Annotated in this window: 11 protein-coding genes; 6 read left to right on the top strand and 5 right to left on the bottom strand. The window is 68.1% G+C overall.

The genetic code is table 11. The annotated features are described in order from the left end of the window. Position 1: 1 nt before the first annotated feature. Positions 2-958 (bottom strand): hydrogen peroxide-inducible genes activator, encoded by a 957-nt coding sequence (locus GII31_RS09760; protein WP_213249055.1) that lies wholly within the window; start codon positions 956-958, stop codon positions 2-4. Positions 959-1,107: 149 nt separating this feature from the next. Here GII31_RS09760 and GII31_RS09755 point away from each other — a divergent pair, with 149 nt between their 5' ends. Next, on the top strand, positions 1,108-1,695 hold the full coding sequence (locus GII31_RS09755; RefSeq protein WP_213249053.1) for a peroxiredoxin: 588 nt from the start codon (positions 1,108-1,110) through the stop codon (positions 1,693-1,695). Positions 1,696-1,759: 64 nt separating this feature from the next. After that, positions 1,760-2,287, top strand: coding sequence for a carboxymuconolactone decarboxylase family protein (locus GII31_RS09750; protein WP_213249051.1), 528 nt, complete (start codon positions 1,760-1,762; stop codon positions 2,285-2,287). Between the two features lie 197 nt (positions 2,288-2,484). Here GII31_RS09750 and GII31_RS09745 read toward each other — a convergent pair whose 3' ends face one another. Next, positions 2,485-3,714 carry an aminotransferase family protein gene (locus GII31_RS09745; RefSeq protein WP_213249049.1) on the bottom strand — a complete coding sequence of 410 codons (1,230 nt, stop codon included), beginning with the start codon at positions 3,712-3,714 and terminating at the stop codon, positions 2,485-2,487. Positions 3,715-3,779: 65 nt separating this feature from the next. On the opposite strand from GII31_RS09745, the gene hrpA reads away from it, so the two are divergent. After that, positions 3,780-7,799, top strand: a complete 4,020-nt coding sequence (gene hrpA, locus GII31_RS09740) for an ATP-dependent RNA helicase HrpA (protein WP_213250120.1) — start codon at positions 3,780-3,782, stop codon at positions 7,797-7,799. A 65-nt stretch (positions 7,800-7,864) separates the two neighbouring features. On the opposite strand, the gene nrdR is transcribed toward hrpA, so the two are convergent. Together nrdR and GII31_RS09730 are read right to left on the bottom strand one after the other, a co-directional pair. Next, entirely contained in the window at positions 7,865-8,350 is a 486-nt protein-coding gene (gene nrdR / locus GII31_RS09735; RefSeq protein WP_260840499.1) for a transcriptional regulator NrdR, read from the bottom strand. 179 nt (positions 8,351-8,529) lie between these two features. Next, positions 8,530-8,838, bottom strand: a complete 309-nt coding sequence (locus GII31_RS09730) for a LysM peptidoglycan-binding domain-containing protein (protein ID WP_246222189.1) — start codon at positions 8,836-8,838, stop codon at positions 8,530-8,532. Between the two features lie 400 nt (positions 8,839-9,238). Here GII31_RS09730 and lexA point away from each other — a divergent pair, with 400 nt between their 5' ends. Beyond that, a complete protein-coding gene (lexA, locus tag GII31_RS09725; protein ID WP_213249045.1) occupies positions 9,239-9,922 on the top strand; it encodes a transcriptional repressor LexA in 684 nt (227 codons plus the stop codon). Positions 9,923-9,997: 75 nt separating this feature from the next. On the opposite strand, the gene ptsP is transcribed toward lexA, so the two are convergent. Continuing rightward, positions 9,998-11,662 (bottom strand): phosphoenolpyruvate--protein phosphotransferase, encoded by a 1,665-nt coding sequence (ptsP, locus tag GII31_RS09720; RefSeq protein ID WP_213249042.1) that lies wholly within the window; start codon positions 11,660-11,662, stop codon positions 9,998-10,000. A 448-nt stretch (positions 11,663-12,110) separates the two neighbouring features. On the opposite strand from ptsP, the gene GII31_RS09715 reads away from it, so the two are divergent. Next, the gene (locus GII31_RS09715) at positions 12,111-12,881 is read left to right on the top strand and encodes a DeoR/GlpR family DNA-binding transcription regulator (RefSeq protein WP_213249040.1); all 771 of its coding nucleotides are present in this window, start codon (positions 12,111-12,113) and stop codon (positions 12,879-12,881) included. After that, positions 12,878-13,846 carry a 1-phosphofructokinase family hexose kinase gene (locus GII31_RS09710; protein WP_213249038.1) on the top strand — a complete coding sequence of 323 codons (969 nt, stop codon included), beginning with the start codon at positions 12,878-12,880 and terminating at the stop codon, positions 13,844-13,846. Before GII31_RS09715 ends, GII31_RS09710 begins: the two co-directional genes overlap by 4 nt. The last annotated feature ends 27 nt before the right edge of the window (positions 13,847-13,873 follow it).

Below are 13,873 nucleotides of genomic sequence, written 5' to 3'. Positions count from 1 at the left end.
ATCACAGGGTCAGGGAGGCGGTTTCGTCGTCATGGCGGGCCGCTCCGTCGGCGGCGACGAGATCGGCGACGATGCCGGCCAGCCGACGATAGTCGGCATCGCGCCCGGCCGATGAGCGGCACACGAGCCCGATCCGCCGCCCCGGCCGCGGCCTGGTGAACTCCACGGTGACCAGCCGTCCGGACGCGGTCTCCGATGCCACCGCGGTACGCGGGATGAGGGTGACCCCGAGGCCGCCGGCCACGCAGTGCACCGCGGTGGTCAGTGAAGCAGCCCGGGTGCGGCCCTCCTCCACCTCCACGCCGGCGAGGCTGCAGACCTCCAGCGCCTGATCGCGTAGGCAGTGTCCTTCGTCCAGGAGCAGCAGGGGCAGGTCGGCCAGGATCCGCGGGCTGATCCGGCTGCGCCCGCTCATCGGGTGATCGGCGGGCAGGGCGAGGACGAAATCCTCGGCGTACATGGGGATCTCGGTCAGTCCTGGTTCTTCGGTAGGCAGCGCCAGCACTGCGACGTCGAGCGTGCCGTCGCGCAGCGCCGCCAGGAGCCGCGCGGTCTGGTCCTCGATGATCTGCGGCCGGAGTTCGGGTAGTTCGGCAGCCAGACCGGTGAGCACCGTCGGCAGGATGTAGGGCGCGACGGTGGGGATGACCCCCATGCGGACGATACCGGTGAGCGCGTCGTGGTTGCGGTCGGCGGCGGCCACGAACTCGTCGACGGCGTCGAGTGCGGCGATGGCCTTGGGTAGCAGTGATTCTCCTTCCGGGGTGACCAGTACCCGGCGGGTGGTCCGGTCGATGAGCCGGCATCCGAGACCTGTTTCCAGGACACCGAGAGCTTGCGACAACGTGGGTTGCGTCACACCCAACTCGGTTGCCGCGGCACCGAAATGGCGATGTTGGGCCAGTGACACGAACGTACGCAGGGCATTAATGGAAGGCTGATAAGTCTTATCGGACATATCTATCAGTCTACGCCAACTGATCGACTTTAACTTTCACTCGGTCTGCGGCAGACTATATCTCGTACGTGTGAAACGGCAATTCGGCCCCGGAACGCCATCGGCGGCAACCGCGACGGCCGTACCAATTCGAGTAGGAGTGAAAGACTATGGCTCTGCTGACCATCGGCGATCAGTTCCCCGCATACAACCTCACCGCAGTGATCGGCGGCGATCTGAGCAAGGTTGACGCCCAACAGCCCGACGACTACTTCACCCAGGTCACCTCGGACGACGACGAGGGCAAGTGGCGGATCGTCTTCTTCTGGCCGAAGGACTTCACCTTCGTGTGCCCTACCGAGATCGCTGCCTTCGGCAAACTGAACGACGAGTTCGCCGACCGCGACGCCCAGGTGCTCGGCGCCTCCGTCGACAACGAGTTCGTCCACTTCCAGTGGCGTGCACAGCACGAAGACCTCAAGACCCTCCCCTTCCCGATCCTCAGCGACCTCAAGCGTGAGCTCGTCGAGGCAGCCGGTGTGCTCAACGCCGACGGTGTCGCCGACCGCGCCACCTTCATCGTCGACCCCAACAACGAAATCCAGTTCGTCTCGGTGACCGCCGGCTCGGTGGGCCGCAACGTCGACGAGGTGCTGCGGGTCCTCGACGCCCTGCAGTCCGACGAACTGTGCGCCTGCAACTGGAAGAAGGGCGATCCGACCATCAACGCCGGCGAACTCCTCACCGCCAGCGTCTGATCCGCAGATCTTCCACTCCACCAGCGCCCACCCCAATCGCGACTGAAAGGCAAAGACGCCCACGATGAGCATCGACAACCTGAAGGCGGCAGTCCCCGAGTACGCCAAGGACCTCAAGCTGAACCTCGGGTCCCTGGCGCGGTCGACCGAACTGAACGAGCAGCAGCTGTGGGGCACCTTCCTCGCCGCTGCGGCCGCCACCAAGTCGGCCACGGTTCTTCGTGAGATCTCCGACGAAGCCGGAGACACCCTGTCGGAGGAGGCGTTCAACGCCGCACTCGGCGCCGCCTCGATCATGGGCATGAACAACGTCGCCTACCGGGCCAAGGGCTTCCTCGGCGACGACTACGCCCAGGTCCGGATGGGTCTGCGGATGAACATCATCGGCAACCCCGGCGTCGACAAGGTCGACTTCGAGCTGTGGAGCCTGGCCGTGTCGACGATCAACGGCTGTGAGCACTGCGTGGCCGCGCACGACGACGTGGTCCGCAAGGGCAGCCTCACCAAGGAGCAGGTGTGGGAGGCGGTCAAGATCGCCGCCACCGTCCAGGGCGTCGCCCAGGCCATCACCGCCGCCGAAGCACTCGCCTGAGTTCAGCTCGCCCCGACACAGATGCCCGGGTACCGCATGTGCGGTACCCGGGCATCTGCCGCTGGTTGAGCAGGGTCATTCGATCGTGAATGCCCGCGAAGCCGACGTGCCCGACACCCGGTCGACCACAACGATCGAATACCGCCCCGGCGTCTTGTGGTAACGATCGCCGAAGCCGACTTCACCCTGGCAGGCCTTCAGAATGTGAGGGCGGTCTTGAGTCGGTCGGCGAGTTCATCGACCTCGGCGGTGGTCATCACGAACGACGGTGATATCTGGAGGGCGCCCTGACCGGCGACACGGCCGCTGACGCCCTGGGCGCGCATCCGGCCCATCATCGCCGGACCCTCCGCCGGGTCGGCCAGCTGGATCGCGGTGACCGCGCCCAGACCGGTACGCACCTCGGAGACCGTGTCCAGCTCGGCCAGCGGCGAGAGCGCGGCCGCGAGGTCGCCTTCCAAGCGCAGCGCCTCGTCGAGCAGGTTCTCGCGTTCGGTGATGTCCAGCACCGCCATCGACGCGGCAGCGGCGCCCGCGTGGCCGCCATAGGTGTAACCGTGTCGCCACCACACTCCACCGGAGAAGAACGGTTCGGCGACATCGGGCGCGATGAACACCGCGCCCATGGGCACATACCCCGAGGTGAGGCCCTTGGCGGTGGTCACCATGTCCGGCTCGAGGTTCAGCCTCGACGAGGCGAACCACGATCCGCCGATGCGGCCGAAACCGGTGACCACCTCGTCGGCGACGAACAGCACGTCATGGTCGCGGCAGATCTGGCGCACCTCGTCGAGATACCCGTCCGGCGGCAGGTAGATGCCGCCGGCGCCGATGATCGGCTCACAGAAGAAGGCCGCGATGCGGTCGGCGCCGAGCCGCTCGATCAGGCCGAGCAGGCTTTTGGCGTTGTCCCAGTCCACGGTTTCGGCGTCGGGCATGAGTTCGCCGTAGCCCTCACGGTTGACCGGGATCCCGGCGAGCGCGGTACCCGCGACATGCATACCGTGATAGGCCTTGGTCCGGCCGACGATGATGTTCTTCTCGGGTTTGCCCAGCTCATGCCAGTACCGGCGGGCCAGTTTGGCGGCCGAATCGACAGAATCGCTGCCGCCGGAGGTGAAGAACACCTTGCTGCCCGGCACCGGCGCGATATCGCCGAGCCGGTCGGCCAGCTCGACGGTGACATCGGCGGCCATGTCGCCGAATCCCGAATAGTGTGCAACCTTGGTCAGCTGGTCGGCGACGGCCTGGGCGACCTCGGTGCGCCCGTGCCCGACGTTGGTGAACCACAGACCGGCCGTGGCATCGAGATACTCGTTGCCCTCGGCATCCCAGATACGGGTGCCCGCACCCCGCGCCACCACGAACCGTCCGTTCGCGACGACCGAACCCATGTCCGCAAAGCCATGCCACAGCGAATCAACCATGGAAGCAATCATGCCCGGTGAGCGATGACGATGTGACCTGGGTCCCCCACTATCCTGAACACATCATGTCGGCAGCCTCGAAAACCCCATCCGGTCCCACGCCGGCAATCCCCTCGGCGGACACACCGGACCCTCGCGGGACGGTGAGTGCGCTCCGGCGGCACTTGCCCGAACTGACGATCGCCGACGAATTCCGGTTCCGGCGACGGCTCGACAAGCTCGGTCGCAGCCCGAAACCACAGGCTGTGCAGTCGATCACGGCGGACATCGGCGCGGCCCGGGACCGGATCGAGGCCCGTCGTGGGCGCCTGCCACGTATCGACTATCCGGCCGAACTCCCGGTCAGTGCCGCGCGCGCGGACATCGCCGCCGCCATCGAGGCGCATCAGGTGGTGGTGGTGGCCGGCGAGACCGGCTCGGGCAAGACCACTCAGCTACCGAAGATCTGCCTGGAAGCCGGGCGCGGAATCCGCGGCACCATCGGCCACACGCAGCCGCGACGCATCGCGGCGAGTTCGGTCGCCAAACGCATCGCCGACGAAACCGGCACCGAGATCGGCGATGCCGTCGGCTATTCGGTGCGGTTCACCGACAGGTCGGGCGCCAACACCCTGGTCAAGGTGATGACCGACGGCATCCTGCTGCGCGAGATCTCCACCGATCCGATGCTGCGGGCCTACGACACCCTCATCATCGACGAGGCGCACGAACGCAGCCTCAACATCGATTTCATCCTCGGCTATCTCAAACAACTGCTGCCGCGCCGCCCCGACCTGAAGGTGATCATCACCTCGGCGACCATCGAACCCGGCCGGTTCGCCGCGCATTTCGCCGTCCCCGGCAATCCCGAGGTCCCCATCATCGAGGTATCCGGGCGCACCTATCCCGTGGAGGTCCGGTACCGGCCGCTCACCTCACGCGATGCCCCCGACTCCGAACACGATCACGCCGATCTCGACCAGATCCAGGGCATCGACGCCGCGATCACCGAACTGTGGGCCCACGAACGCGGCGACATACTGGTGTTCCTGCCCACCGAACGCGACATCCGCGACACCGCCGATGCCCTCAAACGCCGGGTCGCCTCGGGCGCCGAGATCGTGCCATTGTTCGCCCGGCTGTCGATCGCCGACCAGCAGAAGGTGTTCTCCCCCTCCGACGGCCGGCGCATCGTGCTGTCCACCAATGTCGCCGAAACCTCGCTCACCGTGCCCGGTATCCGATATGTCATCGACGTCGGCACGGCCCGTATCTCCCGCTACTCCACCCGCACCAAGGTGAATCGGCTGCCCGTCGAACCGGTCTCACAGGCCAGTGCCCGCCAGCGGGCGGGCCGGTGCGGGCGTGTGGCACCCGGCATCTGCATCCGGCTCTACGGCGAGGACGACTTCGAGGCCCGCGATGCCTTCACCGATCCGGAGATCCTGCGGACCAACCTGGCCGCGGTGATCCTGCAGATGGCGTCCCTGCGTCTGGGCGACATCGCCGAATTCCCGTTCGTGCAGGCCCCGGACCCACGGGCCATCCGTGACGGACTCGGTACGTTGCTCGAACTGGGTGCGATCAGCGAAACGCCCGCGGGATCGCAGACACAGCCCGCGGCGACCGTCGAGACCGACACGCGGCGACGCCGCTCGCGTGGTCCACAGCTCACCGAGGTGGGCCGCACGATGGCACGGTTGCCCGTCGACCCACGACTGGCCCGGATGCTGGTCGAGGCCCACACGCTCGGCTGCCTCGACCACGTGCTCGTGATCGCCTCGGCGCTGTCGCTTCCCGACGTGCGCGAACGTCCCGCCGACTGTCGGGAGGCCGCCGACACCGCACACCGCAGATTCGTCGCCGACAAGTCCGAGTTCCTCGGTCACCTGATGCTCTGGAAGTATCTGAATGATCAACGAAAAGAGTTGTCCGGTAATCAATTCCGCAGGATGTGCGAGCGCGAGTTCCTACATTTCCTGCGTATCCGCGAATGGCGTGACCTGCATGCCCAACTGACGCGGATCGTGCGCGATCTGGACTGGCAGACACCCGATGGGGAGGTCGACCCCGATGCCGTGCACCGGTCGGTCCTGTCAGGCCTGCTGGGCAACATCGCCGCCCGTAACGGCGACACCCGCGAGTACTCCGGCGCCCGGGGCACCACACTGGCCATCTTTCCGGGGTCGGCGCTGGCCAAGAAGCCGCCTGCCTTCATCATGGCCGCCGAGATCCTGGAGACCTCCCGGCTGTTCGCGCACACGGTGGCCGCCGTCGATCCGCTCTGGGCCGAGCGACTGGCCGGTGACCTGGTCAAACGCACCTACAGCGAACCGCACTGGTCGCAGCGTCGGGGTGCGGCGATGGCCTACGAGAAGGTCACCCTGTACGGGGTCACCCTCGTGGCCCGGCGCCGCGTCAACTACGGCCCTATCGACCCGGTCATCTCCCGGGAACTGTTCATCCGGCATGCTCTCGTGGACGGGGAATGGACCACCGCACACGAGTTCTTCCAGAAGAACCGCGATCTGCTCGACGCGGTCGACGACATCGAACAACGCATCCGCCGCCGTGACATCTCGATCACCGAGGATCAGCTCTTCGACTTCTACGACACCAGGATAGGTGCCGACTGCGTATCCACCCGGCACTTCGACACCTGGTGGAAGACTGCCCGCCGCGCCGACCCCGGCCTGCTCGATCTGGACCCGGCACAGTTCGCCACCGCGGTACCCAACGCCGACAAGGACTTTCCGCCCGCATGGCGGCAGGGTGAGGCGACGCTGGAGTTGCGGTACCGGTTCGATCCCACCGTCGACGACGACGGCGTCACCGTGGTGATCCCCGAGCCACTGCTGCCCCACATACGGTCGGCCGGGTTCGACTGGCTGGTCCCCGGCCTGCGGGGCGAGGTGGCGACCGAACTGATCAAGACGCTGCCCAAGGCGATCCGAAAGACGATGGCCCCGGCGAGCCGGTTTGCCGATCTCGCGCTCTCCCGCCTGGTCCCGCGGTCCGAACCACTCGCGGCGGGCCTGGCTCGCGAGTTGTCGGTGATCACCGGCTCCACCATCGCACCCACCGACTTCACGCCCGCGGCGCTGCCCAAACACCTGGTGATGAACTTCGCCGTCGTCGACGGCCGCGGACGCCAGATAGCTTCGGGCCGGTCGTTGCCGGAGTTGCGCAGGCGGTTGGCCGCCGGTGGTGACACCCGGCCCGCGACGATCCAGACCTACACCGACTGGACCGCCGACGGGATCGGAACGCTGGCCGAGTCCACCACCACAACCGTTGCCGGACAACACATCACCCACTACCCGGCGCTGCGTGCCGTGCCGGGCGCGTCGCGGTCCGGCGTACAGGTCACCGCCGCCACCTCTGCTGCCGCACGGGACCGCATGCTGCTCGTGGCGGTGGCCGCGCTGCTCGATCACAGGATTCCGATACTCACGCCGAAGATCACCGCGGGACTCGACCCGCTGAGCAGACTGAGTCTGAGCCAGAGCCCTTACCGCGATCGTGATCGGATGGTCGCCGACTGCACCTACCGGGCGATCCGCGATGCCGTCGCCGCCCACCCTGCGGCGGTGTCCGGGGTCCGCTCACCCGATGACTTCGCCCGCCTGTGCGACACATTGAGCCCACAGGTTCGGTCGGCCGCACCGGACTACTTCTCGGCGGCGGTCGCGGCACTGCGGGAGGTCGCCCCGCTGCGCAGGCTCATCGACGGGCACGCCGGCTCCGCGGCCGCCGACGATGTCGCAGAACAACTCGAGAACCTGGTCTTCGACGGCTTCATCGCCGCCACCCCGCTGCAGGCACTGCGGCAGTTGCCCCGCTACCTGCAGGCCGCACAGCAGCGACTGGAAGCGTTACCCGCCGGCGCCGACCGGGACGCGCAGGGCCTGCGCACCATCGACCGGGTCATCGAACATTGGAACGCGCGGCTGGCGAAGGTGCCGGACGCACGCCGGGACGCCGTCAACGACGCCGCGCAGTGGCTGGTGGAGGAGCTGCGCGTCGGGCTGTTCGCCCAACGCCTGGGCACCGCGTACCCGGTGTCCGAGAAGAGGATCATCAAGGCCATCGACGCACTGCGCTGAGCGGACACCCCGGTGACCGGACGCTCGCGGTGACCGGATGTCGCAGTGACGCGACACGCCGAAGTCTAGGCGCGGTCGGACGCTGCCCGGGCCGGTGCGGCGGCGCCGGACACACCCCGCAACTCGTCGATCTCGCGCTGGAAGTCCTCCACCGAGTCGAACGAGCGATACACCGATGCGAAGCGCAGGTAGGCCACCTCGTCGAGGTCGCGCAGCGGCCCGAGGATCGCCAATCCGACCTCGTTGCTGGGTATCTCGGCCGATCCCGAAGCCCGGATGGACTCCTCGACCTTCTGTGCCAGCAGTGCCAGCGAGTCCTCGTCCACGTGCCGGCCCTGACATGCCCGGCGGACACCCCGCATCACCTTTTCCCGGCTGAACGGTTCGGTGACCCCGTTGCGTTTGACCACCGACAGCACCGCACTCTCGACCGTGGAGAAGCGGCGGCCGCACTCCTGGCATGCCCGCCTGCGCCGGATCGCCTGCCCTTCGTCGGCGACACGCGAGTCGATGACCTTGGTGTCTTCGTTGCGGCAAAACGGGCAGCGCATGTTGTCCTCATGACCGTTGCGGGGCGCACCGGCGCACCGCGGAACGGTCACACCGTGTCGGTTTCCGACTGGACCCTGTGGCATGAGAATACCGCCGTCCGGCGACGGGTTCGATCCAGCCCTCAAGCCGGCTACCGCCGCACAGCGCATGTTTATCGGCTTTCCGGCGTGGTCCCGGCTCATCGGTACCGCGGAACGAGCAGCGGCTGCCCGACCGTCAGACCCGAACCGGCCAGGTCGTTGAGCTCGCGAATCTGCTCGGCGACCACCTCGACGGGATGCTCCGGGGCCACCCGCGCGGCAACCGCCGACAACGATTCCCCCGAGCGCACATAGACAAGTGAGCTTCCGTCGGGGTCGGGGGCGACCACGGCGGCGTAGTTGTTGCCGACCACGATCAGCACCCACACGAGCACCGCCAGCGCGGCACCGACCAGCACCGCCGCCGTGACCGCCCGGCGCCGGGCGATGGTCTCCCACGAAGTCATCCCCCGCGGATCGTGTGCCGGTGCGGCACAACGGGTCCCCGCCGGCCGGGTGCGACCAGGCGGCGCCGGGCGGCCACCGGCGTCACGCCGGCCGACCGGGCGCTCCCGGACACTCCGGGAACTCACACGCACATCGCCGCGGGGTGCGTCGGCACGTCGCGCCGGGCGGCGGACCTGGTCTGCGAATGTCGCGGGCATGGCAACCACCTCCGAGGTTGTTCGATCAGTTGTTCGATGAACTGATGTTCGATTATTACCACGGGGGTGCGACAAAGTCGCCCCTATCTCGAACAAACGTTTGATACCAGCGGAAAGTTCGTCTACGCTGACGTTCGAATATCTCAACGAATCAAGAGATCAACCCACGCGCGGCAGGCCTGACCGACAGGAGAGAACATCCATGAGTGAGAAGACCGGCAAACCGTCCGGCACAACCGATGTCGCCGTGGCGGAGAAATCGCTGACGCCGCGCCAGCGTGCTGTGCTGGAGGTTATCCGGACCTCGGTGCGCGAGCGCGGGTACCCGCCGAGCATCCGCGAAATCGGCGACGAGGTCGGCCTGGCCTCGACCTCATCGGTGGCTCACCAACTGCGCACCCTCGAACGCAAAGGCCTGCTCAAGCGCGACCACAACCGTCCGCGCGCGGTCAACGTCCAGGACGCCCACCAAACACCCGCCGCATCGTCGGCCGTCGACGACGCGCTGCCCACACCCACTTTCGTACCCGTGCTCGGCCGGATCGCCGCCGGTGGACCGATTCTCGCCGAAGAGGCCGTCGAGGACGTGTTCCCCCTCCCGCGCGAACTCGTCGGCGAGGGTTCGCTGTTCATGCTCCGGGTGGTCGGCGAATCGATGATCGACGCGGCCATCTGCGATGGCGACTGGGTGGTCGTCCGGCAGCAGAACGTCGCCGATAACGGCGATATCGTCGCGGCGATGATCGACGGCGAGGCCACGGTCAAGACATTCAAACGCAAGGACGGCCATGTGTGGCTGATGCCGCACAACGAGCACTTCCAGCCGATTCCCGGCGACGACGCCGCGATTCTCGGCAAGGTCGTCACGATTCTGCGGCGCGTGTAGTCCAGAACCCGCCGACCCGCACCGCCCCCGGGCCGTTGCACGGGCCGATCGGGGTCGGTGCCTATTCGGTGTGGCCTACAGCACGATCGCCGCCACCGCGGTACGCGCGGCTTCGGGATCGGCTGCCGCCAGCGCTGCCTGCGCGGCCTCGCGGCACTGATCGCTGGTCGTCTCCGCCAGCCGCGCCCCCACCGCCGCGGCGGCCACCGGCGCACTCGACAACGATGTGATGCCCATACCGACCAGAACACACGCCAGCAGTGGGTCCGCGGCGGCCTCCCCGCACACGCCGACAGGTTTTCCGAGATCCTGACCGGCCCGCGCCACAGTGGCGACCAAATGCAGAACCGCCGGCTGCCACGGGTCGGTGAGCGCGGCGAGTTCGGCCGACATCCGGTCGGCGGCCATCGTGTACTGGGTCAGGTCGTTGGTGCCGATCGAGACGAAGTCGACCTTGGACAGGATCGCGGGTGCGAGCACGGCCGCAGCGGGGATCTCGATCATCACACCGGCCACCAGCCCGCGGCCGCGTACCTCGGCGGCGAACTCTTCGGCCTCGCGAGCGTCGGCGATCATCGGCGCCATCACCCACGGTGTGACGCCCGCGGTTTCGGCGGCCCGGCCGATGGCGTCGAGCTGGTGGGCACGGATCTCCGGGTGTACCGAGGCGATCCGGTTACCGCGCACACCCATCGCCGGGTTGGGCTCGTGTTCCTGAGAGACGAACTTCAGCGGTTTGTCCGACCCCGCGTCCAGTGTCCGGATGACAACCTTGCGGCCGTCGAACGCATCGATCACCTCGCGGTAGAGCGCGGCCTGCTCATCGACGGACGGCTCGTCGGCCCTGTCCAGAAAGGCGAGTTCGGTCCGGAACAGCCCAACCCCCTCGACGGGATGGGCGGTCGCCGCCCGTGCCGAGGTGCCATCGGCCACGTTGGCCAGCACGGACACGGGGTGTCCGTCGGCGGTGCGGCCCGGACCGGTCCACGCCGCGGCCGCCAGCGCGGCGCGCCTGCTTTCCTCGACGCGGGACCGGGCCCGGGTCTGATCAGGTTCGATCTCCACGACGCCGGTGGTGCCGTCCACCAGTACCGCGGTGCCCGCGGCCACGCCGGCGAGATCGGTGACCGCGACAACGCAGGGGATACCCAGTTGGCGCGCGATGATCGCGGTGTGGCTGGTCGGCCCGCCGAGCCGGGTGACCAGCGCGGTGACCAGCGCCGGGTCCAGTCCCGCGGTGTCGGCGGGGGCCAGATCGTCGGCCACCAGGATCGACGGCGTATCCGGTACCGGCACACCGGGTTCGGGCACACCTAGCAGTTCGGCCACGACGCGGTCGCGCACGTCGTTGAGATCGGTGACGCGTTCGGCCATCAGCCCACCCAGCTTGGTGAACAGCGCCGCGAACTCCTCGGTGGCCGCGATCGTCGCGCCGGGTGCCTGCTCACCCTTGCCGATCAACTTCTTGACCGCACCCACCCAACCCCGGTCCTCGGCCAGACCCGCGGTAGCCGACAGCACCTCGGCGGCAACACCGTTCGAGTGAGAGGCCCGATCGCGCAGTCTGCCCGCGACGGTCGCGGCGGCCGCGGCGAACCGCTCGGCCTCGGCATCGCGCTCGGCCTCGGGCACCGCGCCGCCGTCGGCAGGCCGGTACACCGGCCGCTCGCCGGGCCACAGCGCGGGCCCGTAGGCGATGCCGCCGACGACGGGCGTTCCTTTGAGTGCGGTCTGGGGCATGGTCCACCATCCTTGTGACGCGGCGGTCCCGCACCCGGCACCGCGGCTGCGAGGAACCTGAGACGACGAGCCAGCGTATGTGACTCAGCTTACAGTCGATTAGCTCCAGACTCGCAGCGAAACCCACGTTTGTCAACACAGTCGGGCACGATCGTGGCCATGACCGTTCGCGTGGCCGACTCACACACTCGCGTGCTAATTTACCCAATTATCCGCCACGACGGGCCATTTATGTGATCTATACTACAAATTGCACTTGACGACTGGCTGAAACCCGCGTAAACACAGTGATTACAACAACAGATCCCACGTAAACCCAGATGGACTCACAGACGGATGGTGACTCGACCGCAGTCGACACCATGTGGTGTTATGTGGTTTTTGTTGGTGTCGGGCCTGGTAATCGGGACGCCGTGGCGGTACGGGTTCGAACGAACGGAGCAGCTAGGTGTATGCGGAGGAACGCCAGCAGGCGATCGCCGACGAGGTCCGCCGGGTCGGCCGCGCGTCCGTCGCCGACCTGGCGGGGCGGTTCTCCGTCACCAGCGAGACCGTGCGCAGGGATCTGGCCACGCTTGAGCGTGCCGGTCACCTGCAACGTGTCCACGGCGGCGCGGTCCGGCCCGGCCTCATCCGCGTCGTCGCCGAACAAGGCCTCGACGTCCGTGAGACCACACACGTCGACCGCAAGCTCACGATCGGTATGGCGGCGATGAAGTTCCTTCCGCCCAACGGCGGCTCAGTCCTGTTCGACGCCGGAAGCACCACTTTTCAGGCCGCGACGGCGCTGCCGCACGGCCACGGCCTGACCCTGATCACCAACAGCATCCCGATCGCCGGGGTACTCACCGATCACGCCGACGGTTTCGTCCATGCGATCGGTGGCCGCGTCCGCGGCCTGACCCAGGCCACCGTCGGCGCCGACGCCATCGCCGCCATCCACCGGCTGCGCGTGTCCACCGCGTTCATCGGCACCAACGGCGTCACCGCGCGGCACGGGCTGTCCACGCCCTACCCGGAGGAGGCCGCCGTGAAACAGGCCATGGTGTCGTCCGCCGATCAGGTGGTCGTACTGGCCGATTCGTCGAAGATGGGCCGCGAGGACCTCGTCCGCTTCGCCTCCCTCGACGAGGTGGACGTGCTGATCACCGACTCGGCCGTCAGCCCATCGGACGCCGCCGAACTCGCCGACCACGGAATCGAGGTTGTTCTCGCATGACCACGTACGACATCGTCACTCTCACAGCCAACCCCAGCCTTGACCGGACCCTGGAGCTGTCGGGGGTCCTGCGGCGCGGAGAGGTGCAGCGCGCAGCCGCCTCCCGCGCCGAACCGGGCGGAAAGGGCGTCAACGTCTCCCGTGTCGCCGCCGAGGCGGGGGTCCCGACCCTGGCGGTGCTGCCCGGACGCGCCGGCGACCCGTTGCTGTCCGCCCTCGACACGGTGGGGCTGCCCTACCGGACCACCGCCGTCGACGGCGAGATCCGCTCCAACCTGACGATCGCCGAACCGGACGGCACCACCACCAAGATCAACGCGCCGGGTGTGCCCCTCGACGCCGACCAGGCGCGCGGGCTCGCGGACCTGCTGATCGACCATGCCGCCGCGGCATCCTGGGTGGCGCTGTGCGGATCGCTGCCGCCGGGTCTGCCCGACGACTGGTACCGCACCCTGCTCGACCGGCTCGCCGACCTGCCGTGCCGGGTGGCCGTGGATACCTCGGGGGCCCCGCTGGTGGCCGCAGCCGCCGGCCGATCCGATCTCGTCAAGCCCAACGACGAGGAACTCGCCGAGGTCACCGGAGCCGACCCCGCGGCACTGAAGGCGGCCGCGGCGGCCGGTGACCTCGCACCGATCGTGGCCGCGGCGAGCGAGCTGTCCGCACGTACCGGCGGTGCCGTGCTCGCCACCCTCGGCGCGGCCGGGGCGGTCCTCACCACCGGCTCCGGAAGCTGGGCGGCCACCCCGCCGCCCACGGTCACCCGAAGCACCGTGGGGGCCGGTGACTCGTCGCTGGCCGGTTACGTCCTGGCGGCGCTGCGCGGCGAATCCGAACCCGACCGCCTGCGGTCGGCGGTCGCCTACGGCGCCGCCGCGGCCGGTCTGGCGGGCACCCAGCCGCCCGCACCGGACCTGCTCGACCTCGATCACGTCGTCCTCACCGAACTCGCCACCACACGCTGACCGCCGTCAGCGTTCCCCCGACGAAGG

The sequence above is a fragment of the Gordonia pseudamarae genome (assembly GCF_025273675.1).
GTDB lineage: Bacteria > Actinomycetota > Actinomycetes > Mycobacteriales > Mycobacteriaceae > Gordonia > Gordonia pseudamarae.
This window is presented reverse-complemented; position numbering and strand designations above follow the sequence as displayed.